A 22,812-nucleotide genomic window follows, 5' to 3' on the forward strand; every position below is an offset into this window, starting at 1 on the left:
AACGGATGGTTCCTGCCGATGAGCTTCATGTTGCAATGGGTTCTTGCCGCGCTGTGCCTGCTGCCACCGCAAGCCGAAGCGGCTGCGCAAGCGCCGGCTTCCCGGGCGCCCGTGATCCGGCTCGCGTCGTCGGAGTGGCCGCCCTACGTGGGAAAGGATCTCTCCGCCTTAGGCGCGAGCACGGCCGTGATACGGGCGGCGCTGGCGACGGCGGGCTACCAGTTGCAGGTGGATTTTTTCCCGTGGCGCAGGACGATCGCGGCAGCCGGCCGCGACTCCGACTTTGTCGGGTACTTCCCGGAATACATGTCCGCCGATGTTGCGCAGAACTGCCTGCTGTCAAAGCCCATCGGCACCGGCCCCCTCGGCTTTGCCGAGCGGGCTGATATGCCGATTCGCTGGCAGCGCCTGGATGAATTGTCCCGTTACACCATCGGCGTCGTCGATGGCTATATCAATACCCGCGAGCTGGACCAGCGTGTGCGCGAACACCAGCAACCGGTCGATGCTGCGCATAACGATGTACAGAACCTGGTCAAGCTGGCGGCTGGCCGGGTTTCGCTGGCAGTGATCGACCGCAGGGTTTTCGAGTACCTGAGGCGCAACGATCCGCAGATCCGGAAAATTGCGTCGCAACTGCGGTTCAACAGTCATTTGCTCGAAGAAAAGCCGCTGTTCGTCTGCTTCCGGCGCGACCGGGCGGGTGAACAGGCACGACGGGCATTGAATGAAGGCTTGAAAACTATCGATATCGCCGCGGTCATGGCTACGGCACTGCGATGAACCATCTCCCCTCGCGCTTGCGTATCGGCCAGCTACAATGAATAGCGACATGGAGGTATCACATGGATATTGAAGAATTCATCGAGGCAAAGCGCACGCTCGATCAAAACGTCGCCATCTCTATTCAGGCAGAAATCGACAAGTTCGAGCGCGCCACCGGCAGAACGCCGAGTTACATTGATGTGGAAATGATCGCGATCGAAAAGGAAGGCACTCCGAAGCGACGGTTTACGGTCGGCACGGTACGTAGCGAAGTGCCGCTCGACTAGCCGTGAACACACACCAGGGCAGCGCGCTGCTGGCTGTCTGGCTGGGCGCGGCCGTCATGCAACCGGCTTTCGCCGAAGACATATCGAGCTTCGCCTTCGTGCAGCCGGACGGTTCGCTGCAGGTTGCCGGCGATGTCGTTCATTTGTACGGTATTTATATTCCGCCGACCGAGCAGACCTGTTATTCATTCATCCGGCCGATGCCATGCGGTACGCGCGCATCGCTGGCGCTCGAATTCCAGATTTCAGGCGATTTCGTGCATTGCACGAAAAAATTCGCCAATCCCGACGGCAGCATCACCGCGAGCTGTCGTGCAAACGGCCAGGACCTGAGCGAATGGATGCTGCAGAAAGGATGGGCGATCGCGTTACCGGATGCGCCGTTCCAGTATGCGGCGCTGGAAAAGATCGCACGCGCCAAGGGAATCGGTGTCTGGGGCATCCCGGTCGATGCGATCGGAAGGTAGTAGCTGCAGGTAGCACCTGGTCCCGGTCTAACTACAGGGCGTCGCTTATTTGTCTGGTGCGGCGCGCCTGCTTGCGCATAGCGCCTCGGCCGGATCGTCCCTGCAACGCCGGTCGATGAGTGCTTTAGCCGCAGCCCAGAGGACGATGCCGACAACCAAAAGAATCACCATGACCTGGATAATCGTGAAGCCATCGTCGCGTTTCATCCAATACTCCTTATGCCAATCCATTGGCATGGTAGCGGCGGTGACGTCACCGAACTTGTTCATTCCGCTTGCACAGCGGTGCGCGGGTTGATGAAAATCAGGGCATCCCGACGCGAACGAGACAAGCTGAAGCCAATGACGGGAGCACCGCAATGACGGATTCGAAATCTGCGCAGCGCGTGGTCGCCCTGCGCCCTCAGCAAGAAATCATGACGCGCCAGCGCCTGCCCTACTTTGTCGGCGTATCGGGGCAGACAGCGGGTGCGACCGGGCTGTCGATGCACATCGTTGTCATCCCGCCGGGTGCCAGGGCCGAGCCGCACCTGCATGAAGGCTATGAAACGGCAATTTACGTTCTGCAGGGACGCGTGGAAACACGTTACGGCGAGAATCTGTCCCAATTCGTCGTCAGTGAGGCGGGAGACTTCCTGTTCATCCCGCCCGGCATGCCGCATGAAGCGATCAACCTGAGCGAAACGGAGCCGGCACGCGCCATTGTGGCGCGCAACGATCCGAATGAACAGGAACGCGTGGTGCCGTACCCACTGAAACCGTAGCGCATCCGTACCGCCAATAAAAAAAGCCCGCGAACCTGATGGCCGCGGGCAAATCCACTGGAGGGTGGAGGAGACGGGAGAGAGACAGAAATTGTCTCGAAAGCATTCTGTCACCCAAAACTTAAATCAGACTTAAAGAAGGCCGTTTCATCGTTGTGCCAAGCCGTACGAAAGTACGCACTACAATGAGCGGCAAGGACGACACTTGGATTTACGCATGCACGTTGACAAAGACACCTTTCTTCGCGTTATAGAGGCAACGCCATTTGTTTCGATCGACCTGATCATCCGCAATGCCCACCGCCAGGTCTTGCTCGGCTACCGGTGCAATCGCCCCGCCCAGCATTGCTGGTTCGTTCCGGGCGGGCGCATCCGCAAGAACGAGCGCACGCAGGATGCCTTGCAGCGCATCGCGCAAGCCGAATTGGGAATTCCGGCCAGACAGGGAAAGCTCCTCGGCGTATTCGACCATATCTACGACGACAATTATTTCGGCGTTGCCGGGATAGGCACGCACTATGTCGTTTGCGCCTACCAGTTCGAGGTCGGCGCCGATACCGCATTCCGGCAGGACGAGCAGCACGCCCGGCTCAAGTGGTGGAGCGTGGAAGAACTGCTGGCGAGCCGGGAAGTGCACGACAATACCAAGCTGTACTTCCGCGACGTGCCCGACAACGGATTTCGCTGCGGCAGCTGACTGCGGATTTTAAGTCGGTACGTTCGCCTTGCCGCTGTCGGCGGCATCTCAGACGCGACTTGCAGCCCCAGACGCGCTCTTGCGGCCGGTCGTCCGTGCCTTCTTTTTCGGCGCCGCCTTTTTCACCGTGCTTTTTGCTGCCTGCTTGGCTGGTTTCGCGGCCTTTCTGGCAGCCGGCTTTTCACCTTTCTTCTGGGCGATCAATGTGTTGACCATCTCATGCAGTTCGCCGATGCGTTGACCAAGCGTCTCGATGTCGTCGTGCGTCGGCACGCCCAAGCCGCGCATGGCCTGCGCCACGCGGTCTTCAAATACGTTCTCGAGCTTTTCCCAGGAGCCGGATGCCCGCTTGCCCAGGCTTTCGGCCATGTTGGCAACGGTTTCGGACAAGCCCGACAGCTGTTCGCCCGCCATTTCCTGCGTGCGCTTTTGCACCGCCATACCTTCCTGCACCAGTTTGGAAAACATTTCCTCGCCTTCCTGCTGCGCCTTGGCGAAGGCGCCCAAGCCGGCTTGCCAGATCTGCTCTACCGAATCGCGAATCGCTTCCACCATCCGGCTGTCGTCCGCGTGCTCGAGCTTGTTCAATTTGCGTGCCATTTTGCTTTCCTTCATTGGTCATGTGGATAAAATCTGTCCCTCTATGCCGCCTGCTCCGTGCTGTAACCGGCGTCGCCGCCCTGCCCTGCCCGCATCTCCTCCTCCTTGACGACGCGCCGCAGGATCTTGCCGATATTTGATTTTGGCATCGGGGTTTCGCGGAACACTACGTACTTCGGCACCTTGTATGGGGTAAGGTTCTTGCGACAGTGCTCGATAAGCGCGTCGGCGGAAAGTTGGGGATCCTTCCTGACCACGACCACCTTGACCACCTCATCGGAATGCTCGTCGACGGCGGCGATCGCGGCGACTTCAAGTACGCCGGGGTGCATCGCAACCACATCTTCGACTTCGTTCGGGAACACCTTGAACCCGGAAACGACGATCACATCCTTCTTGCGATCCATCAGCCTGACATAGCCTTGCTCGTCCATGCAGCCGATGTCCCCGGTGTGCAGCCAGCCATCCGCATTGAGTACGCGCTCGGTTTCCTCCGGCCGGTTCCAGTAGCCTTGCATCACCTGCGGCCCGCGCACGCAGATTTCGCCAGTCGCGCCGATCGGCAGCATGTTGTCCTGCTCATCGAAGATGGCAACCTCGGTGGAGGGAACCGGCAGGCCGATGCTGCCGGTATAGGTATTGATGTCCAGCCGGTTGGCGCACACGATGGGCGACGTCTCGGTCAGGCCGTAGCCCTCCACGATCGGCATGCCGAACAGGCGCTGCCACCGGTCCGCCACGTTGCGCTGCACTGCCATGCCGCCGGCAATGAATAGCTTGGCAGACGTGGTATCGATTTGCTCGATGCCAGGCGCGTTGAGCAAGGCATTGAACAGGGTGTTCACGCCGATCATGGCGCTGAACTTCGTGTGCTTGAGTTCCTTCAGGAATGCAGGAATATCGCGCGGATTGGTGATCAGCACGTTGTTCGCGCCCAGCGCGAAATAGGTCAACATCGCCGTAAGCGCGAACACGTGATACAGCGGCAGCGGAATGATGGCGACCTCTTTGCCTTCTTCAAGCACTCCCTTCACCCATGCAGTGGTCTGGCGCACATTGGCAACCAGGTTGCGATGCGTGAGGATGGCGCCCTTCGGAATGCCGGTCGTGCCGCCCGTGTACTGGAGAAAGGCCATGTCGTCGCCGGCCGGTACGCCGTGGCGCAACTGCATTGCCGAGCCTTCGTGCAACAGGTCGGGCAAGGCCAGCGCGCCGTCGATGTGCCAGTCGGGCACCATGTGCTTCAGGTGCGTGACGACGAAATTGGCGATCTGCGCCTTGGGGAAGTGCAGCAGGTCGCCGACACGGCTGACGATCACATGCCTCACCTGTGTATGCGGCAGCGCTTCCTGCACCGTGTGCGCAAAGTGATCCAGCACGACGATGGCCGTCGCGCCCGAGTCGGCCAGCTGATGCTGCAGTTCGCGCGCGGTGTACAGCGGATTGGTATTGACAACGGTGCAGCCTGCGCGCAAGGCGCCGAACACGGCAACCGGCTGCTGCAGCAGGTTGGGCATCATGACGGCGACGCGATCGCCCTTGCCAAGCCCGAGCGCGTTCTGCAGGTAGGCGCCAAACGCGCGCGACATCCGATCAAACTCGCCATAAGTGATCGACGCGCCGAAGTTGCTGAACGACGGCAGCTCCGGGAAGCGATCGCACGACGATTCGAGCAAGCTGATCAGCGACTCGCTTGCATCGACATGAATTTCTGCCGGCACGCCGGGCGGATAACTCTTCAGCCAATTTTTTTCCATGATCACCTCCGAAACGGGTTTCAGTACAGTGCCATGCGTCCCCCCGGCCGAGATCAGCTTTCGTGCTCGCTGCGGCCCGCTTGTCTTTGTCATCACGATGCGCCGAGGGATACGGAAAATCTTTGCGCTAGATCAGCGGAACGAAGTAAAGGCTGGCAAAGCGTATTCACTGCACGCCGCGGCACAGGCGCGGGAAGAACGTTGGGCCGTCGTGTGTGTCAACAATCCAGGCGAGGAATGCGATCGACGTCGCCTCGTCCCACGGAGCTTTACATTCATAATGGAAACGCTCGACGCGAGCGGCACACGGAAGGGATATTCATGATCAGCTTCTCCCGGCCCTTGTTTGCAATGCTGCTGGAAGCCGTCGCCCTACTTGGCGGCATGTCTGTGGCCGTGGCAGAAGACCGTGCAGCGCGCAAAACCGCGCCGCCTGGAACGCAGACCTCCGCCAAGACGAAGACGCTGGAGGCGGGCGCAATTGCATTGCAGGGCAATGCGCCGGTAAAGGGTTTCGACATCTACCTGCTGGGCTTTCATCCAATGAAGGAACATCCGGAACAACAGATGGAAGTCCATCACTACTGTCACCAGGTAAACGAGGATTTTGCACAGTGCGTCTTGTTCGACGGGAATACCAAGGATGCCAACATGAATGGCATCGAATACATCCTCTCCGAAAAGCTGTTCGAGTCACTGCCTGCAGAGGAAAGAAAATACTGGCATCCGCATAACGGCGAAATCCTCTCCGGCCAGCTGGTGGCGCCAGGCATCCCGGCTGTCGCGGAAAAGGCGCTCATGCAGAAAAAGATGAATAGCTACGGCAAGACCTGGCACTTCTGGAATACCGGTTACCCAGGCGGCACGGCTGACAAGCTCCCGTTGGGCGATCCGATGCTGGCCTGGTCGTTCAACCGCGATGGCGAAGCGATGCCGGGACTGGTCGAACGGCGCGACCGGGCGCTGGATATCAGCACGATGGAAAAGCGCGGGGACCGCGCGGAACTGCGGCAACTCGCGCATCCGCAGTCCGGCGTCGACGACTTGAAGGGCAAGTTCGGCCGGCCGACGCAGGATATTCCGGGCGTGCTGGACAAAGGGCGTGCGCCGCCCCAAGGCCGGCGAAGCACGCCATCATCGAACTAAGCTGTTTTTTCTTCCTATGGAGGGCCATCATGGCGCTTTCCTCATACCCCATCGATAACGACGCCGACCGGGTGCGGCGCTCCACATCGGACGCGATCAACCAACAAATCGACCGCCTGACCGACAGCCATATCGCGCATTACCGGCATGCCAGCCACGACGAGATCGTGCAGCGGATGCGCGCGCTGGACCGCGAATGGGACATCGAACGCGTGCTGGAAGTCAATGCATCGACGCTGGCGCTCACCGGGCTGGCGCTGGGCGTGACCGGCAACCGGAAGTGGCTGTTTCTCACCGGAAGTGTCCTGGCCTTCCTACTGCAGCATGGCTTGCAGGGCTGGTGTCCGCCCTTGCCGGTGCTGCGTCGCCTGGGCGTGCGCACCCGCGATGAAATCGGCCGCGAAAAATATGCGCTGCAGGCAGCGCTGGACGTGCGGTAAGGCACGGGGCAAGGAGACGCGGCCATGTTCTTCCGCCAGTTGTTCGAACCCTTGTCGAGCACGTACACGTACCTGCTCGGATGCGAGGAAACCGGGCAGGCGCTGTTGATCGATCCGGTGATCGTCACGATGGATCGCGACCTGGCCGAGATCGACAGGCTCGGCCTGCGCCTGGCGTACACGCTCGACACGCACATCCATGCCGACCACATCACCGCCGCGCTCGAGCTGAAGAAGCGGGCCGGCAGCCGGATTGCCGCGCCGGCTCACGACCGCCTGCCTTGCGTCGATGTCGCCGTCGAGGAAGGCACCCCGTTCGAGGTCGGCAGCGTGACATTGCAGCCGCTGCACACGCCCGGCCATACCGACGGGCATTTTGCTTACGTGTGGCAAGACCGCGTGTTCACGGGCGATGCACTGCTGATCGACGGATGCGGCCGCACCGACTTCCAGAACGGAAATACGGATGCGCTGTACTACAGCGTGACGGCCAAGCTGTTTACGCTGCCGGACGACGCCCTGGTGTATCCGGCCCACGATTATCAGCAGCGGCGGGTGTCGTCGATCGCCCAGGAAAAGGCACGCAATCCACGCCTCGGCGGCGGGCGCAGCCTGGAAGAATTCCGCCGCATCATGGAAAGTCTCCACCTGCCCTATCCGAAATTCATCGACTATGCGGTGCCCGGCAACCGCCAGTGCGGCGTCTGTCCGCCCGACCTTCCGGACAATCTGCAGCAGTATTGCCGCCACATGACGGAAAGTCCCCAAGGCTAAGGGCTGTCATGCGCGCCGGCTTATGGAACAATACGCGTTCTCGTAGCGTAAAGGAGCAGCGATGGGTCGTCGCGGAGAATCATGGGTGCTGGTGCAGGCGATACTGCTGCTTCTGTTTCTGGTCGTGCCGCGTGTCGGACCGGAATGGACGCACCCGGATCTGTTCCGTCTGATCGGCGCAGTGCTTGCCGTCACCGGCATGTTGCTGCTGGCATGGAGCGCAGTGAACCTGGGCCGGTCGTTGACACCCTTCCCGCGTCCACTGCCGCAAGGCAAGCTCGTTACCGGCGGCGCGTACCGCTTCGTGCGGCACCCGATCTATTTTGCCGTCCTGGCCGTCTGCGTCGGACTCGGGCTCGCGACTTGGAGCCCGCTACGCCTGGCGCTGGCTGCCGCGCTCCTGGTCTTCTTCGATCTGAAAGCCCGGCGCGAAGAAATCTGGCTGCAGGAACGTTATCCGGAGTATGCCTCTTACCGGCAGCGGGTCAAGAAGCTGATCCCCTGGATTTACTGAGTTTATTAAATCAGGACGCCTTGTCGTGCGGCGCTTTCCCGAGACGCTTTTCCACCTCCAGCACGAGGCGCGTGGTCTTGAGCAAGGTATCCGGGTTCAGGCTCATCGAATCAATGCCCAGCTCCACAAGGTATTCCGCCATCTCCGGATAGTCGGACGGCGCCTGGCCGCAGATGCCGGAGTGCCTCCCGTTGCGGCGCGCGCCCTCCACCGTCATCCGGATCATTTCCTTGACGCCTTCGTCGCGCTCGTCGAAATCGAAGGCAACGATTTCCGAATCGCGGTCCACGCCCAGCGTCAGCTGCGTCAGGTCGTTGGAACCGATCGAGAAGCCGTCGAACAGCTGCGAGAACGCGTCGATCAGCACCACGTTGTTCGGGATTTCGCACATCACGTAGATTTCCAGGCCGTTGTCGCCGCGCCGCAGCCCGTGCTGCGCCATCGCGTCGAGCACTGCCTGCGCTTCGCGGATGCGGCGGCAGAACGGGATCATGAGCTTCACATTGCTCAGCCCCATCTCGCCACGCACCCGTTTCATCGCCTCGCATTCGAGCGCGAAGCCTTCCGCGTAGGCGGGGTGCGCATAGCGCGACGCGCCCCGAAAGCCGATCATCGGATTGGCTTCGTCCGGCTCGAACCAGCGCCCGCCCAGCAGGCTCGCATACTCGTTGGTCTTGAAGTCCGACATGCGCACGATCACCGGCTTCGGATAGAAAGCGGCGGCAATGGTGGCCACGCCTTCGGACAGCTGGCGCACGAAGAAATCGGCCGGCCGTGCAAAACCGCGTGTCAGCTGGGCGATTTGCTCGCGCACTTTCTCGTCATCCACCCGTTCCGGATGCACCAGCGCCATCGGATGCACCTTGATGTGCTCGGCCACGATGAATTCCATGCGCGCCAGGCCCACGCCATCGGTCGGCAGAAAACTGGTTTGGAAGGCAACATCGGGATTGCCGAGGTTCACCATCAGCCTGGTTTGCGGCTTGGGAAGCGACGATACGTCGGTGCGGATGGTCTGGAACGGAATGCGGCCGACATAGACGCGGCCGGCATCTCCTTCGGCGCAGGATACGGTCACTTCATCGCCGGTACGGATGACTTCCGTCGCGTTGTCGCAGCCGACCACCGCCGGGATGCCGATCTCGCGCGCCACGATCGCGGCATGGCAGGTGCGCCCGCCACGGTTGGTCACCACGGCGGCGGCGGTCTTCATCACCGTGCCCCAGTCGGGCGCGGTGGTGTCGGTCACCAGTACTTCGCCCGGGCGGAACTGATTCAGTTGCGACACGTCGGTGATCACGCGCGCCACGCCGGTGGCGACCTTGCCGCCGACGGCACGGCCGCGCGTACGCACCTCGCCTTTGCCTTCCAGTACATATTCCTCCAGCATGCCGGACACCTTGCGCGACGCGACTGTTTCCGGCCGCGCCTGGACGACGTACAGGTTGCCATCGACGCCATCCTTGGCCCATTCCATGTCCATCGGCATCGGATGGCCGGCCTTGGCGCTGTAATGGTTTTCCACCTTGATCGCCGCTTCCGCCAGGCGCAGCACTTCATCGTCGGACAGGCAATAGCGGCGCTGGTCGTCCTTGGGCGTCGGGACGTTGCGCGTGGTGTCGCGCCCGGCGGCGCTGGCGTACACCATGCGGATTTCCTTGCCGCCCAGCGAACGGCGCAGCACCGCGCGCCGGCCGGCGTTGAAGGTGGGCTTGAAGACGTAGAATTCGTCCGGGTCGACGGTGCCCTGCACCACGTTCTCGCCCAGGCCATAGGCGCCGGTGATGAAGACCACGTCGCGGAAGCCCGATTCGGTATCGAGCGAAAAGATCACGCCACTCGACGCCAGGTCGGCGCGCACCATCTTCATGACACCGACCGACAGGAAGACCTTCATGTGGTCGAAGCCGTTATCGATGCGATAACGGATCGCGCGGTCCATGAACAGGCTGGCAAAGCAGCGCTTGACCGCATCGAGCAGCTTCGTTTCGCCGGCGACGTTGAGATAGGTTTCGTGCTGGCCGGCGAAACTCGCCGTCGGCAAGTCCTCGGCGGTGGCGGAACTGCGCACGGCGACCGTCAGCTGCTCGCCGTATTCAGCCCTGAGGGCCCGATAGGCTTCGACGATCTGCGCCGCCAGATCGTCCGGCAAGGGTGCGCCGTACACAATCTCGCGCGCCTGATGGGCGCGCCTTGCGAGGTCATCGACATCGTCCGGATTCAATCCGTCCAGTGCCTGCTTCAGCTTTGGCCAGGCCTCGGCGCGGTCCAGAACGTAACGGTAGGCTTCGGCGGTGACGGCAAAGCCGTTCGGCACCTTGACGCCTTGCGGCGTGAGTTCCCGGTACATTTCCCCGAGCGAGGCATTCTTTCCGCCCACCAAGGGAACATCGTCGATACCGAGGTCCGAAAACCAGCGAACATACTGCGCGTGCTTGTCTGCCATATCCGACTCCCTGTCCGATTGCTCAACCAACGCCGTCATTCATTTGAACACAACTGGCTTCTCACCCAAACATGTATTTGGTGCGCTTGATAGACAAAAGGCCGATGGCGCTGCCGCGCACATCGGCCGGATGGGCTACAGGCACCACCTTACTGAATGGTGATCTGCTTGCTGGTCGCGCCGGCCTTCTTCGGCAGGGTCAGGCTGAGCACGCCATCCTGGTATTTCGCCTGCGCCTTGCTCTCGTCCACTTCCTGCGGCAGCGTGAAACTGCGGTACTGTTCGCCGAAATAGCGTTCGCTGCGCATCATGTTTCCTTCCATCTTTTCCTGTTTCTCCTCCTTGGTTTCAGCGCGGATGGAAACGGTATTGCCCTCGATGGAAATCTTGATGTCATCCTTCTTCACGCCCGGGATGTCGGCCTTGACCATGTATGCCTGCTCGGTCTCGGCGACATCCATTCGGATGCGCGGTTCAGCCTCGATTCCGCGCAGTGAAGGCAGCATCGAAAACTCCTTTAAAAAATCATCGGCATTACGGAAAGGGTCGAGCCGCATCATTTCCCTGAACGGATCAAAACGCGTCAAATTCGCCATAGCAGCCTCCATATCGCTAGTGAATGATTAAAACAACCCGGAAAACTTCCTGGCCACGTTCGCACCGTGCAAGCACTCGGTACGTAAGCCATCACATCCGAGTTCATCATAAGAAGAGGCCGGCGCCCCGATCTGAGGACGCTCAATGCTCCATGCATCGTGGCGAAATTTCAGTGCATCTTGCCTAACGTAATTGTCACAACGGCGTGATGGCTACGATCAAGATCCAAACTACTCTGCATCAAGCTTTTCCCTGCCCGCACTTGAGGCGCCGAATAATTTTTCTATACTGAAATTGAAGTATGGGAAGACGTTTAGTGGAGCAAGATCATGAGACTGCATGCATTGCGTGTCGTGCACGCCGCCGGACCCGCGCGTTATCGGGATCTGATGTACACCGTCATGTTCATTGTCGGCGCGCCGCTTGTGGTGCGGGGCGCCATCTACCTGGTCGATAGCCTGTTCGACCTGCTGTGGCACTGACGACGCCAGGTTGTCCGATGGCGTGCACCGACAAAACGGCGCGCTGCGCTCAGTCGCCGAAGCAGATGCCGAGATCGCGCGCCGTCTGCAGCGTGTCACTGTCCATCGGCACGGCCTTCATGCGGCCGGCGACTTCCTCCAGCGAGACGTAGGCGACATTGGGGAACGCCAGCGAGACCATCACGCCGGAGCGTCCCTCCTCTAAGGCGCGCACCGCCGCCGCGCCAAACCGCAATGCGGCCAGCCGGTCGAATGAAGTGGGGCTGCCGCCGCGCAGCAGGTGGCCGAGCACGACCACCCGGGCATCCTTGCCGGTACGTTCCTGCAATACCTTGGCGACGCGCTCGCCGATGCCGCCCAGCCGTTCGGCATGGCCCACTTCGGCGGGCGCAACGATTTCGCGATGACCGTCGACCGGTTCGGCGCCTTCGGCCACCACCACGATCGAATACATGCGGCCGAGCGTATCGCGGCGTTTGATCTTGGCGACCACGCGATCGAGATCGAACGGGATCTCGGGAATCAGGATGCCGTGCGCCCCACCGGCGATCCCCGAATGCAGCGCGATCCAGCCGGCATAGCGGCCCATCACCTCCACCACCATCACGCGCTGGTGGCTCTCTGCAGTGCTGTGCAGGCGATCCAGGCATTCGGTGGCAAACGCCACTGCCGTGTCGAAGCCGAAGGTGGTGAAGGTCTTGTCGAGATCGTTGTCGATCGTCTTGGGCACGCCCACCACGCGCAAGCCCTTCTGGTGCAACGCATTGGCGATGGTGAGCGAGCCGTCGCCGCCGACCGACACCAGCGCGTCGAGACCGTTCTGCGCGAAGAAGGCCAGCACGTCGTCGGAGCGATCGACTTCCTTGACCGTGCCGTCCGGTGCCTGTTTGGGGAAATGCAGCGGATTGCCCTTGTTGGTGGTGCCCAGAATGGTGCCGCCCAGGTGGGCAATGCCGCGCACGCGCTCCGGGGTGAGCCGCACCACGCCGCCGTCGGGATAACGCTCGGGACAGAGGATGCCGTTGAAGCCGTCGCGAATGCCGTAGCATTCCCAGCCACGGTTGTTGGCGGCGATCACCGTCGCCCGGATCACGGCATTCAGGCCGGGTGCGTCACCGCCGCCGGTGTTGATGGCAATTCGTCGAATCGGGCTGGTCACCGCGGCTCCTTCGGTCAGGTGGGCAATGGACACGAGCGCATAGCGATGCGTGTCCGCAGGAGCGCAGTATCACCGGCGCGAATGGTCCAAGTCAACGCCCGGCCCGAGTGGAAAACCGGGCCGCAAAGGATGGCGCGTGTCAGGCGGTGATGGCTGGGTGTCAGTGACGCTCGGCGATGCCGCGCAGCTGGGCTGCCAGCTTCGGGCTGATCGCATCGAAGTCGGATGCGAGCTGGTACAGCAGCCGGATATCGTCTGCCCGCAAGCGGTCCGGCACCGCGCTCTTGGCACGGGTGGCGGCCGGGGCAACCGCTTCGGCCGTGGGGAAGACAAAGGACGGTGCGGCTAGGTTTGGATTAAACATTTCCTACATACAGGGTAGTGCGTCACGCTACCAGTATCGTGCGTGCACTTGGGAAAGCTAATTTCCATTGTGAATATCGGCCATCGCTTTCGTGAATACCAGAGCTTCAGGCAGCTTCGGCAAGAATGCGCTGATCGCGCGCCGCGCTTGCCGGCAGCGTGCCGCGATATTTCAGGAAAGCGCGCAGGATCGACTGCTCCACCTTCACGCGGTCGTTGGGCCGGCAGCAGTAGCGCAGCGCCAGCGTGTATTCGCGCGCCGAGTGCAGTTGCAGCAGCACGCGCGGCTCAGCGGACGGCAGGTTGACGAGGTCGCGCGATTCCAGCTGTTGCAGATGGCTGTCGGCGTCGCGCAGCCAGGGCGCGCAAACCTCCTTTGCCGCCTGCAGCAGCGCCTTTTCCATCGAGAGCAAGTCGTCGGCCGGGTCGGCGGCGATATTGAGCAGGTTGATCACATACGCGCCGGTGGCGGTCAGGTTCTTGACCGGCCTGACCAGCAAAAGCGAATTGGGCAGCACGGCGGTGCGCCCGGTAAGCTGGTGCCCTTCCAGGGTTTCGGCGATGGTCGTGACCATCAGGTCGGTATCGAGCACGCGGCCAGTGGCGTCGCCCATTTCAATGAAGTCGCCCACCCGGTACGGCCGCGAGATCGCCAGCATCGCCGAGCCCAGGACATTGGCCAGGAACTCCTTGCTGATGATCAGCACGGCGCCGGCGACCGCCGCCAGCGACAGCGCGGCGCCGGCGATCTTGGTGGCCCAGATGGAACCGACCGCAACCAGCGTCAGGCCGATGATCAGGTTTCTTGCCAGGACCAGGTTGCCGCGCCGGTGTTCGACATCCAGCATGGTGGCCGAACTCAGGCGCAGGCGTTTTTGCGACACCCGCCACAGGATTGCCGCGATGCTGACCGAGACAACCGTGGCGATGATGCGACCTAACTCTGTTTGTGCAAAAGCGGCAAGAATGCCAAACAGGGGATATGTGCTATGCATGTATGCAGTTTTCCGGTAAAGAGACGAGGGACAGCATGCAGGAACTGCCGCACGCGCAGCGCCGGGCAGCTCCTGCGGCGACGTTGCCTTTTCCGCCTCTTAGCAAGCGAGCAACATTTCTTAAAAGAAGCTTTGTTTAAGACGGATCAGGTAGTAAATAGTTCAGCCTGGAATGTGCGGAAAGTTTTTACCTCCGTCCCGTCTAAGCGGAAGTCGGCCCTAAGAACGCGCGAAGCTGACCGGCAAGCGGCGCCGTACATTTTGAAATAAATGCCGTTTCGTCCATGACGTAGAATCCGGACGATACGGCTAGCGCCCATCTTTTCCGTCTTACAACTCAGGCATGCCAACTCTTGCTGCTTCCAATGCCAGGCATTCTCACGGCGCGCGCCATATTGCGGCGTTTGTCGCCCTGTCGCTGCTGATCCATGGCCTGCTGTTTTTCACACTGATGCGGCAACGCGAGGACACGCCACGCGCTACCGAGGCACGGCGTGCACCGATCTCGGTGCGCTTGCTGGAGGCGCCCCCGCCGCCCTCGGCGGCAGTCCCTGCGCCGCCTCCCGTGGCCCGCGCGCAGCCGCGCCCGAAACCCGCGCACAAGCCGGAACCGAAGCCGGCAGCCAGGCCGAAGGTGGCGAAGGAGAAAAGCGCGCCGGCGAAGATGGCAAAACGCGAAGCGCAGCCCGCGCCGCCGCAGGAGCCGGTGCGTACCACGCCGCCCGAGATGGATATGATGAGCATGCTGAACGCCGCCCGCGAAAGGCGCCGCGCCGCCGCCATGGACAACGACATGCCGGCGGACAGCGCGCCATCGACGAACGATGTCGCGCTCGCCAACATCAATCGTGACCTGCAACGCAACGCCGGCGCCAGGAATGGCATGGGAAATGTTTATGTGCGGCTCACCCACAAGGGCGTGCGCACCGCGCAATTCCAGATCCGCGGCTGGAACCCGGTGTCAGGCAATCGCTGGAGTCAGACTATCGACGTCGACGCGGGACCGAACGGCGATGTCGAGCAGGCGACCGTGCAAAAAATGATCGAATGGATCCGCGCGCACTACCGCGACAAGTTCCAATGGGAATCGCACCGGCTGGACCGCGTTTTCACGCTGTCGGCGCGGCCGCGTGACAATGCCGAACTGCAGAATTTCCTGATGCAAGAGTTCTTCTCGGGCTGAACGCTGGCATCCGATACCGGCTTTAGCGCTGCGGCGCCAGCGCGCTCTTGATGATGGTCCGCTGGCCTTGCCCGAGGTATTCGTCGAGCCGCATGGCTGCCTGCAGCAGGCTGTCGACTGGATTCTTCTTGCAGTACTCCGATACCCAGTAGACGAAATCTTCCGAATTGGCCGATACCTGGCGCGCGCGCAGGTAATTGGCGCCGGTAACGAATCCCATGATGAACAAGTTGTACTCGTGGTCGAGCTGGGTCGCCTGCTTGAGGTAGTCGCGGCAGAAAATGTGGGTGCCATAGCCGGTGAACGGGCCATCCTTGGCGCCGGCGATACCGGACAATGCCAGCGCAACAGCGAACACAGCGATCTTCTTCATGCTCCGACTCCTTCGCGAAACAGTCTCTTGGCCGTGGATTGACACGCCTTGTGGGCGTTTTCATTATCGGCCTTCGCATTACCATAAAGCAACATCAACGATGTGAAAGCGCCACAGGAACATCAAAATTCCGCGCCTTTCCAAGCCAGATCTGGCTCTTTTCGCAACTAGGCAAAAACGATCGGCGCCAGCCATGCCACGGCCAGCCCGATCAGCACGGTCAGCGGCGTGCCCACCTTTACAAAATCCGAGAAACGGTAGTTGCCCGGGCCAAACACCAGCAGGTTGCCCCAGTGCGCAATCGGCGTCACGAAACCGGTCACGGCGGCGAACGCAATCGCCAGAACATACGGTTCGGGGGCGCGGTTGAGCGCATGGGCCAGCGCAATGGCGACCGGCCCGAAAATGGACAGCGTGCCCGCATCGGACAGCACCTGGGTCACCAGCGCAGCGACGGCAAACAGCGCGAACAGCGTCGCCATGGGCGGCCAGCCGCCCATCACGCCTTGCAGCAGATGCGCAATGCGCTCGGCAGCCCCGGTTTTTTGCATCGCCAGGCCCAGCGGAATGGCGCCGGCGATGAAGATAAAGATGCGGGTATCGATTGCCTGATAGGCCTGGTTGACCGTGACGCAGCCGACCAGCACCATGGCCAGCGCGCCGGCCACCAGTACCACGGGCAGCGGCAGGATGGACGCGGAGGCAAGGCCGATGGTGATCACCATGATTGCGGCCGCCACACGGGCTTTGCGTGGGCGCGGCTGGCCGGGGAACGGCGCGAGCATCAGGCCAGGCTGGTCGCGCGTGAGCTGCTGGATTTCATCCTCGTCGCCTTCCAGCACCAGCACGTCCCCCACGCGCAGGCGCACCCGGTCGATCTCTTCCGAGGCCGGCGTGCCCGCGCGCGAGACGGCCAGCGCAACCACGCCGTATTTGCGCTGCAGGCCGAGTTCGCGGATCGTGGCGCCGACCAGTTGCGAGCGCGGCATCACCACCGCCTGCACCATGTGCGCCGACAGTTCTTCGCCGGGCCCCTCGCTGTGCGCGCCCGGCCGGTCGAACTGATCGACCGGCTTGAGCTTGAGGCCGTCCGGCTCCTGCCGCAGCGTGGCCAGTTCGTCCGAGGTGAGGTGAATCAGGAGCGTGTCGCCCGGCTCGAGCACCTGCTTGCCGAAAGGCCGCCGCAACGATTCGCCGTTGCGCAGCCACTTGATCAGCTCGAACGAACCCAGCCCGGCGCTGCGCAACTGTTCCAGGTGGGTGCCGACCAGCGCCGAATCCGGCAGCACGGTCAGCTCCGCCAGATAGCGGTCTTCCTGGAACAAGTCGTTGCCGGCGCCGCGCCCCTTGTGTGCGGGCAAAAGGAAGCGGCCGATCAGCAGCACGTACAGCACGCCGAGGAGGGAAAGCGTCAGGCCGATCGGCGTGATCGAGAACAGCGACAGGCCGGGGCGCCCTGCCTGCTGCAACAGCGTGCTGGAAAACAGGAAGGCCGGCGCGCCGATCAGGGCGATGGTGCTGCCCAGCGACGCGGCGAACGACAGCGGCATGAGCAATTTGGAAGCCGGGATGCCGCGCTCGCGCGACAGCTTCAGCAGCGCCGGCATCATGATGGCGGTGGGCGTGACGTGTTCGGTAAAGGTGGAGAAAGCGGAAACGCCGAGCATCATGACCGCCAGCACGCGCGATTCGCTCTTGCCTGCCGCCCGCAGGATCCAGTCGGTGATCAAGTCGGACAGCCCGCTCAGCTGCAATGCGCGGCTCAGCACGAAAATGGCCGCGACGATCACCGCCGGTTCGCTCGACAGCCCGGAAAATGCTTCCTGCGGCTTCAGGATGCCGCTGATGGCCAATGCCAGAATGATCAGCACGGCGACGATATCGACCCGCAGCCACTCGGTCACCAGCAGGGCGAGCGCCCCCCCAGCGATGAGGAAGACGATGATCTGCTGCGCGTCCAGTGTAGGCATGAACAAGCTCCGGCGTTGTTGTAAATACGATGAAAGCAATCTCAAAAGTCCCCGCTGCCTGCCTGTCCGAAATGCGGTCCGGCATGTCCACTGGAATGAATCACCATTCAAGCAAATCACGTTCCATCTTGCGCTACAGCACCTCTTTGGCTCAATGCAACAAAAAGTGCTGGTGCGCATCGCCGCCACAGATATCGCAATGTGCGTTGACGCGCGTGCGGAAATCCCCTATAAAGAGTCACTTTCCCATATGCAACATTAATTGCGGCACTTTCCCGTCATCTCGCGCAATGCATCGAGAATCACCGCCACCGGGCAGCCAGCCACCTCCCCTTCCGTCACCCACCGTGCAGGCGCTGCGGCAGCTTGCCGACTCCTGCCGGATGATCGTCTGGATGACGGATGTCGACGACCAATGTATCTACCTCAACAAGAGCGCCGCCGACCTGCTCGGCGGCTGCGGGCAGATCAACCTGGCGGACTGGGCGCGCTTCGTTCATCCGGACGACGCGGCAAAGCTGCGTCAGGTGTATCGCGAAGCCAAGCAAGCGCGCGCCGAGTACCAGTACGAGTACCGCGTGGTGCGCAGCGATGGCGGAATCCGCTGGATGCTCGGTTCGGGCGCGCCGCGCCATGACGCCGCCGGGGAATTCATCGGCTATACCGGCACGGTGCTGGAAGTCACGGAACAGCACGAGGCGCACGAGCGCCTGGCCCGCAGCGAAGCGCAGCAGCGCCTGCTCACCGAGTACAGCTCGGACCTGATCGCCCACTGCGACCAGGACGGCATCTACCTGTTTGTCTCCCCGTCCTATACGCGCGCGCTGGGCATCGAGGCAAGCGACATCATCGGCCGCAGCGTGTACGACTTCGTCCATCCCGACGACTGGCCGATCGTGCGCAACGAAGTCCAGCAACAGATGGAGGGCGGCGCCGAGAGCAACCTGCTCGAAATCCGCAAGCGCCACCGCGACGGACACTATGTATGGATGGGGACCAAGGCGCGCATCATTCTGGACCCGGTCACGAAGCACAAGATCGGCTCGGTGGCGGTATCGCGCGACATCACGCGCGAACGCCAGGCTCGCGCCGAGCTAAAGAGAAGCGAGGAACGCTTTCGCAGCCTGACGCAGCTGTCGTCGGACTGGTACTGGGAGATGGACGAGGCTGAACGGTTCACCTTTTTTTCGGACGGCTTGCAGCGGGTGTTCGGCATCGCGCCGGAATGCGCGCTGGGAAAAAACGGCTTCGACCTGACGCGATCCACGCCCCAGCCCGACCGGGAAAATTACCGCAGCAAGATTGACGCACGCGAGCCGTTCCGCAATCTCGTCTTCGTCGTGCACGACCCTGTCAGCGGCGGCACGCGCCACTCCTGCATATCGGGCGAACCGGTCTATGAAGACGGCGTGTTCAAGGGTTATCGCGGCATCGGGCGCGACATCACCGAAGAAAAGGAACTTCTGCAGCAGCTGGCCCGGCTGGCCGAGGAAAACAAGGCGCTGATCGAGCATTCGCCCGACATCATGATGCTGTTCGATGAACGAGGCAAAATCCTGCGCGCCAACCGCGCGGTCAAGCGTGTCATCGGCTACGGGCCAGAAGAATTGGTCGGGAGCCATCACCTCGAATTCGTCACGCCCGGCACCCGGGAAGAGACCAAGGCGATCGTCGCATCCATCGGCGACACCATGGACACCATTCCCGACCTCGAAAACTGCTGGTTGCGCAAGGATGGCAGCACGGTGCATCTGTCGTGGGCGGTGCGCCGCATGGCCGACGGCGGGCTGACCTACGCGACCGCGCGCGACGTGACGGAACGCCAGCGTACGCGCGCCAAGCTGCGCCGCGCCAACCAGCGCCTGAATACGATACTGGAAAGCATCGGCGATGCCTTTTTCTCGGTGGACCGCAACTGGCGCCTGACCTATGCCAACCGCAAGGCAATCGTCTTCGTCGGCGTGGCGCGCGACGCCGCAATCGGCAAGGTGATCTGGGACATCGTTCCGGGCCTTCGCAATTCCCCTGTCTTCGAGCATTACCAGCACGCGATGCGCTCCGGCGAAGTGGTGTCCTTCGAAGCCATGTACGAGCCGACCGGCGCCTGGGTCGAAGCGCGCGCCTATCCGCATGAAAGCGGGTTGTCGGTGTTCTTCCACGACATCACGGCACGGCGCGAAAGCGAGCTGCGGCTGCGGGAAATGCTCGAAATGACGCCGGCCGGCTATTTCCTGACCGACGCCAAGGGCATCGTGCAGGACGTAAACCCAGCGCTGTGCGCCCTGTCGGGCTATGCCAAGGATGAATTCGTCGGCAAGGACATCAAGCGCTTCCTGCCGAGCTGCCCGCTGGCCGCCGCGCTGGCGCCCGGCGGCGCCGGGCACGGCGTGGAAACCATCATGCGGCACAAGGACGGGCGCCCGGTCTACGTGCTGCTGAACCTGTCGGCCAAATCGGATGCCGGCGGCCCGCTCTCGCTGACCGCGTTCGTCACCGACATCACCGAACGCAAGCAGGCCGAGGCGCGCCTGCAGCAGCTGGCCAGCCACGACCCGCTCACCGGCTTGCCCAACCGCACGCTCATCGGGCAGCGCGTGGAATCGCTGCTGGAAGCCGGCCCCGCCGACGAAGCACTGGCAGTGATGTTCATCGACCTGGACGGATTCAAGCAGGTCAACGACTCGATGGGGCACGCCGCGGGCGACGTGCTGCTGCGTCAGGTCGCGCTGCGGCTGCAGGACAACACCCGCTCCGGCGACGTGATCGCGCGGCTCGGCGGCGACGAGTTCGTGGTCGCAGCGCACTGTCCCGAGGGCAAGGATTCGGCGCAGTCCATCGCGCAGCGGCTGCTGGCCGCGCTCACCGCGCCCTTCGACATCGAAGGGCAGGAAGTGTTCGTGAGCGCGTCGATCGGCATCTGCATGCTGGCGGCGGACACGCGCACCAGGGATTTGCTGTTCCAGAATGCGGATACCGCGATGTACCGCGCCAAGGCGGCCGGGCGCAACTGCTACCGCTTCTTCGAGGCCGAGATGAGCGTGGAAGCCAAGACGCGCATGACGCTGGAACACACGCTGCGGCGCGCGCTGGAACGCCATGAATTCGAGCTGCACTACCAGCCGCGCGTCAAGCTCAAGTCGATGGGCGTGGTCGGCATGGAAGCGCTGATCCGCTGGAACCATCCGCAGCTGGGCAACATCCTGCCGATGCAGTTCATTCCCATTGCGGAAGACCGCGGGCTGATCGAATCGATCGGGCAGTGGGTGCTGGAAGAAGCATGCCTGCAGACCCGGCGCCTGATGGACAAGTTCGGCCGCCCTCTGCATGTATCGGTCAACCTGTCGGCGCGGCAGCTCAAGTCTCTCACCCTGACCGAACAGGTCGAAGCCGCACTGGCCAAGTCAGGCCTGCCCGCCGGGCTGCTCGAACTGGAACTGACGGAAAGCGCGCTGGTGGACGATATCGACGAATCGGTCGACGTGATGAAGCGGCTCAAGCAGCTGGGCGTGCTGCTGTCGGTGGACGATTTCGGCACCGGCTATTCCGGGCTGTCGTACCTCAATCGCTTCCCGTTCGACATCCTCAAGCTCGACCGCTCCTTCGTGCACCACCGCCCCGAAGGCTTGAGCAGCTTCGAATTCGTCAAGGCGCTGGTCGACATGGCGCACGCGCTGAAACTGTCCGTGGTGGCCGAAGGCGTGGAGTCCGGCGAGATCCTGCACCTGCTGCGCGACGCCGCCTGCGACGAAGGGCAAGGCTACCTGTTCGCCAGGCCGCTGCCCCTGCCCGAGCTGGAAGCCTTCCTGGCGCGCCTGCCGTCCCCTCGCCCCCAGCCATAGCATCCTCAGGATAAAAAAGCGCCTTGCGCCGCCGCGTCCGCATTCGTGCGGTCGCGACGGCAGCAAGGCGCTGCAGTAGGCTGGGCCGGGCCGAACGGCCCCGCCCCGCTTGTCAGAACCCGTGGCGGATGCCCAGGCCGAAGCTGTTGCCGGCGTCAAATCCGGTGAGCTTGTCGTTCATGAGCATCGCGTACACGTCGGTGCGCTTGGACAATGCATAGTCGTAGCCCACGGTAGTGGTCTGGCGCTTGACTTCGGGCGCGGCGCCTGCGCTGCGCTTGGTCTGCGCATAGCCGGCCAGGATCTTGCCTGCGCCGAACGGCACCGACAAGCCCAGGGACGCGGTCTTGTCTTCCAGCGCGACGTCGTGGGTGGTCTTGTCGTAGGTCGCGTACAGCTTGGCCACGCCGAAATCGTAGCCGCCGCCGATGAACCATGCCTTCTGCTCGGCATAGCCGGCGGCCGCTTGCAACGTGGGCGTATCCAGCGGATTGTTGACCTTGACCTTGTGATAGAACGCCGTCAGCGACAGCGGGCCGTTGAAATACAGGACATTGGCGCCGACGTTGTTCTTGCCGTTGTTGCCTGCGGCTTCGCCGAACTGGTAGTGCAGGTTGGCGGTCAAGCCGCCGAAGGACGGCGTGGTGTACTTGATCTGATTGCTCCAGCCGGTGTCGCCGGCGACGGAGGAGGCGAAACGCGTCGAAAAGTTCGGGTTAAGCAGCGGCACCTGGTGCTGCAGCACCAGCGGCGAGAAGTTGAACGAGTCGCCGAACGGATTGAACAGGATCATCGGCAGGAAGTTGGGCGCCAGGCCGCGGCCGAGAGAAACTTCACCGAAGTTGCCGGCCAGGCCGACGTTCGCATCGCGCGAGAACAGCGTGTCGTTCGGGAAGCGCCCCTGGACGCCGTTATCGGCCTGGAAGAAGCTGGTCAGCTGGAAGTTCGCTTTCAGTCCGCCGCCGAGGTCTTCCGTGCCCTTGAAGCCGAACCACGACGTGGTCAGGCCGCCGCTGTTGACGCCTGCGGTGCGCCCGGCGTCGCCAGCGTAGCGCATCGATCCCGCGAACGCGTCGACCAAGCCGCTGACCGTGACCGAGGTTTGCGCCATCGCCGGTGCGGCCAGCGCGCTGGTCAGCGCGGCAGCCAGGGCCAGTTGCTTGAATTTGGAATTTTTGGATTGCATGAATTCTC

Annotated in this window: 24 protein-coding genes; 13 read left to right on the forward strand and 11 right to left on the reverse strand. The window is 62.3% G+C overall.

Going from position 1 to position 22,812, the window contains the following annotated elements; translation table 11 throughout:
- Positions 1–27: 27 nt before the first annotated feature.
- From TSA66_RS09435 to TSA66_RS09445, 3 genes are all read left to right on the forward strand, one after another.
- The gene (locus TSA66_RS09435) at positions 28–783 is read left to right on the forward strand and encodes a substrate-binding periplasmic protein (RefSeq protein WP_157691644.1); all 756 of its coding nucleotides are present in this window, start codon (positions 28–30) and stop codon (positions 781–783) included.
- 62 nt (positions 784–845) lie between these two features.
- Positions 846–1,052 (forward strand): hypothetical protein, encoded by a 207-nt coding sequence (locus tag TSA66_RS09440; RefSeq protein ID WP_040039815.1) that lies wholly within the window; start codon positions 846–848, stop codon positions 1,050–1,052.
- Between the two features lie 2 nt (positions 1,053–1,054).
- Positions 1,055–1,519: a thermonuclease family protein gene (locus tag TSA66_RS09445; RefSeq protein WP_040039816.1), complete on the forward strand. Its 465-nt coding sequence runs from the start codon at positions 1,055–1,057 to the stop codon at positions 1,517–1,519.
- A 45-nt stretch (positions 1,520–1,564) separates the two neighbouring features.
- Here TSA66_RS09445 and TSA66_RS09450 read toward each other — a convergent pair whose 3' ends face one another.
- The gene (locus TSA66_RS09450) at positions 1,565–1,726 is read right to left on the reverse strand and encodes a type II secretion system protein (protein ID WP_157691645.1); all 162 of its coding nucleotides are present in this window, start codon (positions 1,724–1,726) and stop codon (positions 1,565–1,567) included.
- 152 nt (positions 1,727–1,878) lie between these two features.
- On the opposite strand from TSA66_RS09450, the gene TSA66_RS09455 reads away from it, so the two are divergent.
- Both TSA66_RS09455 and TSA66_RS09460 read left to right on the forward strand, forming a co-directional pair.
- Positions 1,879–2,283 carry a cupin domain-containing protein gene (locus TSA66_RS09455; RefSeq protein ID WP_040039818.1) on the forward strand — a complete coding sequence of 135 codons (405 nt, stop codon included), beginning with the start codon at positions 1,879–1,881 and terminating at the stop codon, positions 2,281–2,283.
- 217 nt (positions 2,284–2,500) lie between these two features.
- Positions 2,501–2,980, forward strand: coding sequence for a GDP-mannose mannosyl hydrolase (locus tag TSA66_RS09460; protein ID WP_040039819.1), 480 nt, complete (start codon positions 2,501–2,503; stop codon positions 2,978–2,980).
- A 48-nt stretch (positions 2,981–3,028) separates the two neighbouring features.
- Here the strand turns inward: TSA66_RS09460 and TSA66_RS09465 are convergent, their stop codons facing one another.
- Both TSA66_RS09465 and TSA66_RS09470 read right to left on the reverse strand, forming a co-directional pair.
- Entirely contained in the window at positions 3,029–3,580 is a 552-nt protein-coding gene (locus TSA66_RS09465; RefSeq protein WP_040042386.1) for a phasin family protein, read from the reverse strand.
- Positions 3,581–3,621: 41 nt separating this feature from the next.
- The gene (locus TSA66_RS09470; protein WP_052452204.1) at positions 3,622–5,337 is read right to left on the reverse strand and encodes an AMP-binding protein; all 1,716 of its coding nucleotides are present in this window, start codon (positions 5,335–5,337) and stop codon (positions 3,622–3,624) included.
- 321 nt (positions 5,338–5,658) lie between these two features.
- Between TSA66_RS09470 and TSA66_RS09480 the strand changes: the two genes are divergently transcribed.
- From TSA66_RS09480 to TSA66_RS09495, 4 genes are all read left to right on the forward strand, one after another.
- Complete coding sequence (locus TSA66_RS09480; RefSeq protein WP_198358755.1) at positions 5,659–6,483, forward strand: OBAP family protein; 825 nt, start codon at positions 5,659–5,661, stop codon at positions 6,481–6,483.
- 29 nt (positions 6,484–6,512) lie between these two features.
- A complete protein-coding gene (locus tag TSA66_RS09485; RefSeq protein WP_040039821.1) occupies positions 6,513–6,923 on the forward strand; it encodes a DUF2892 domain-containing protein in 411 nt (136 codons plus the stop codon).
- 24 nt (positions 6,924–6,947) lie between these two features.
- The gene (locus TSA66_RS09490) at positions 6,948–7,697 is read left to right on the forward strand and encodes an MBL fold metallo-hydrolase (protein ID WP_040039822.1); all 750 of its coding nucleotides are present in this window, start codon (positions 6,948–6,950) and stop codon (positions 7,695–7,697) included.
- A gap of 61 nt (positions 7,698–7,758) precedes the next feature.
- Positions 7,759–8,211, forward strand: a complete 453-nt coding sequence (locus TSA66_RS09495; RefSeq protein ID WP_040039823.1) for a methyltransferase family protein — start codon at positions 7,759–7,761, stop codon at positions 8,209–8,211.
- Between the two features lie 10 nt (positions 8,212–8,221).
- Here the strand turns inward: TSA66_RS09495 and ppsA are convergent, their stop codons facing one another.
- Both ppsA and TSA66_RS09505 read right to left on the reverse strand, forming a co-directional pair.
- Positions 8,222–10,657, reverse strand: a complete 2,436-nt coding sequence (gene ppsA / locus TSA66_RS09500) for a phosphoenolpyruvate synthase (RefSeq protein ID WP_040039824.1) — start codon at positions 10,655–10,657, stop codon at positions 8,222–8,224.
- A 149-nt stretch (positions 10,658–10,806) separates the two neighbouring features.
- On the reverse strand, positions 10,807–11,253 hold the full coding sequence (locus tag TSA66_RS09505) for an Hsp20/alpha crystallin family protein (protein ID WP_040039825.1): 447 nt from the start codon (positions 11,251–11,253) through the stop codon (positions 10,807–10,809).
- Between the two features lie 330 nt (positions 11,254–11,583).
- Between TSA66_RS09505 and TSA66_RS26835 the strand changes: the two genes are divergently transcribed.
- Complete coding sequence (locus tag TSA66_RS26835) at positions 11,584–11,736, forward strand: hypothetical protein (RefSeq protein WP_157691646.1); 153 nt, start codon at positions 11,584–11,586, stop codon at positions 11,734–11,736.
- 49 nt (positions 11,737–11,785) lie between these two features.
- Here the strand turns inward: TSA66_RS26835 and TSA66_RS09510 are convergent, their stop codons facing one another.
- The 3 genes from TSA66_RS09510 to TSA66_RS09520 form a co-directional block, all read right to left on the reverse strand.
- On the reverse strand, positions 11,786–12,928 hold the full coding sequence (locus tag TSA66_RS09510; RefSeq protein WP_332309940.1) for a 6-phosphofructokinase: 1,143 nt from the start codon (positions 12,926–12,928) through the stop codon (positions 11,786–11,788).
- A gap of 127 nt (positions 12,929–13,055) precedes the next feature.
- Positions 13,056–13,259, reverse strand: coding sequence for a hypothetical protein (locus tag TSA66_RS09515; RefSeq protein ID WP_040039826.1), 204 nt, complete (start codon positions 13,257–13,259; stop codon positions 13,056–13,058).
- Positions 13,260–13,365: 106 nt separating this feature from the next.
- Positions 13,366–14,253, reverse strand: a complete 888-nt coding sequence (locus TSA66_RS09520) for a mechanosensitive ion channel family protein (RefSeq protein ID WP_052452206.1) — start codon at positions 14,251–14,253, stop codon at positions 13,366–13,368.
- Between the two features lie 343 nt (positions 14,254–14,596).
- Between TSA66_RS09520 and TSA66_RS09525 the strand changes: the two genes are divergently transcribed.
- The gene (locus TSA66_RS09525) at positions 14,597–15,436 is read left to right on the forward strand and encodes a hypothetical protein (RefSeq protein WP_052452207.1); all 840 of its coding nucleotides are present in this window, start codon (positions 14,597–14,599) and stop codon (positions 15,434–15,436) included.
- Positions 15,437–15,458: 22 nt separating this feature from the next.
- On the opposite strand, the gene TSA66_RS09530 is transcribed toward TSA66_RS09525, so the two are convergent.
- Positions 15,459–15,809 (reverse strand): hypothetical protein, encoded by a 351-nt coding sequence (locus TSA66_RS09530; protein WP_040039827.1) that lies wholly within the window; start codon positions 15,807–15,809, stop codon positions 15,459–15,461.
- Between the two features lie 167 nt (positions 15,810–15,976).
- On the reverse strand, positions 15,977–17,779 hold the full coding sequence (locus TSA66_RS26840) for an SLC13 family permease (protein WP_040039828.1): 1,803 nt from the start codon (positions 17,777–17,779) through the stop codon (positions 15,977–15,979).
- Between TSA66_RS26840 and TSA66_RS27295 the strand changes: the two genes are divergently transcribed.
- Together TSA66_RS27295 and TSA66_RS25485 are read left to right on the forward strand one after the other, a co-directional pair.
- Positions 17,778–18,041, forward strand: coding sequence for a hypothetical protein (locus TSA66_RS27295; protein ID WP_198358757.1), 264 nt, complete (start codon positions 17,778–17,780; stop codon positions 18,039–18,041). The two genes, TSA66_RS26840 and TSA66_RS27295, sit on opposite strands and share 2 nt — an antisense overlap.
- Before the next feature lie 28 nt (positions 18,042–18,069).
- Positions 18,070–21,618: a sensor domain-containing protein gene (locus TSA66_RS25485; RefSeq protein ID WP_198358760.1), complete on the forward strand. Its 3,549-nt coding sequence runs from the start codon at positions 18,070–18,072 to the stop codon at positions 21,616–21,618.
- A gap of 112 nt (positions 21,619–21,730) precedes the next feature.
- On the opposite strand, the gene TSA66_RS09545 is transcribed toward TSA66_RS25485, so the two are convergent.
- Positions 21,731–22,804, reverse strand: coding sequence for a porin (locus TSA66_RS09545; RefSeq protein WP_040039829.1), 1,074 nt, complete (start codon positions 22,802–22,804; stop codon positions 21,731–21,733).
- Positions 22,805–22,812: the final 8 nt, after the last annotated feature.

The organism is Noviherbaspirillum autotrophicum (assembly GCF_000818395.1).
GTDB classification, from domain to species: domain Bacteria; phylum Pseudomonadota; class Gammaproteobacteria; order Burkholderiales; family Burkholderiaceae_D; genus Noviherbaspirillum; species Noviherbaspirillum autotrophicum.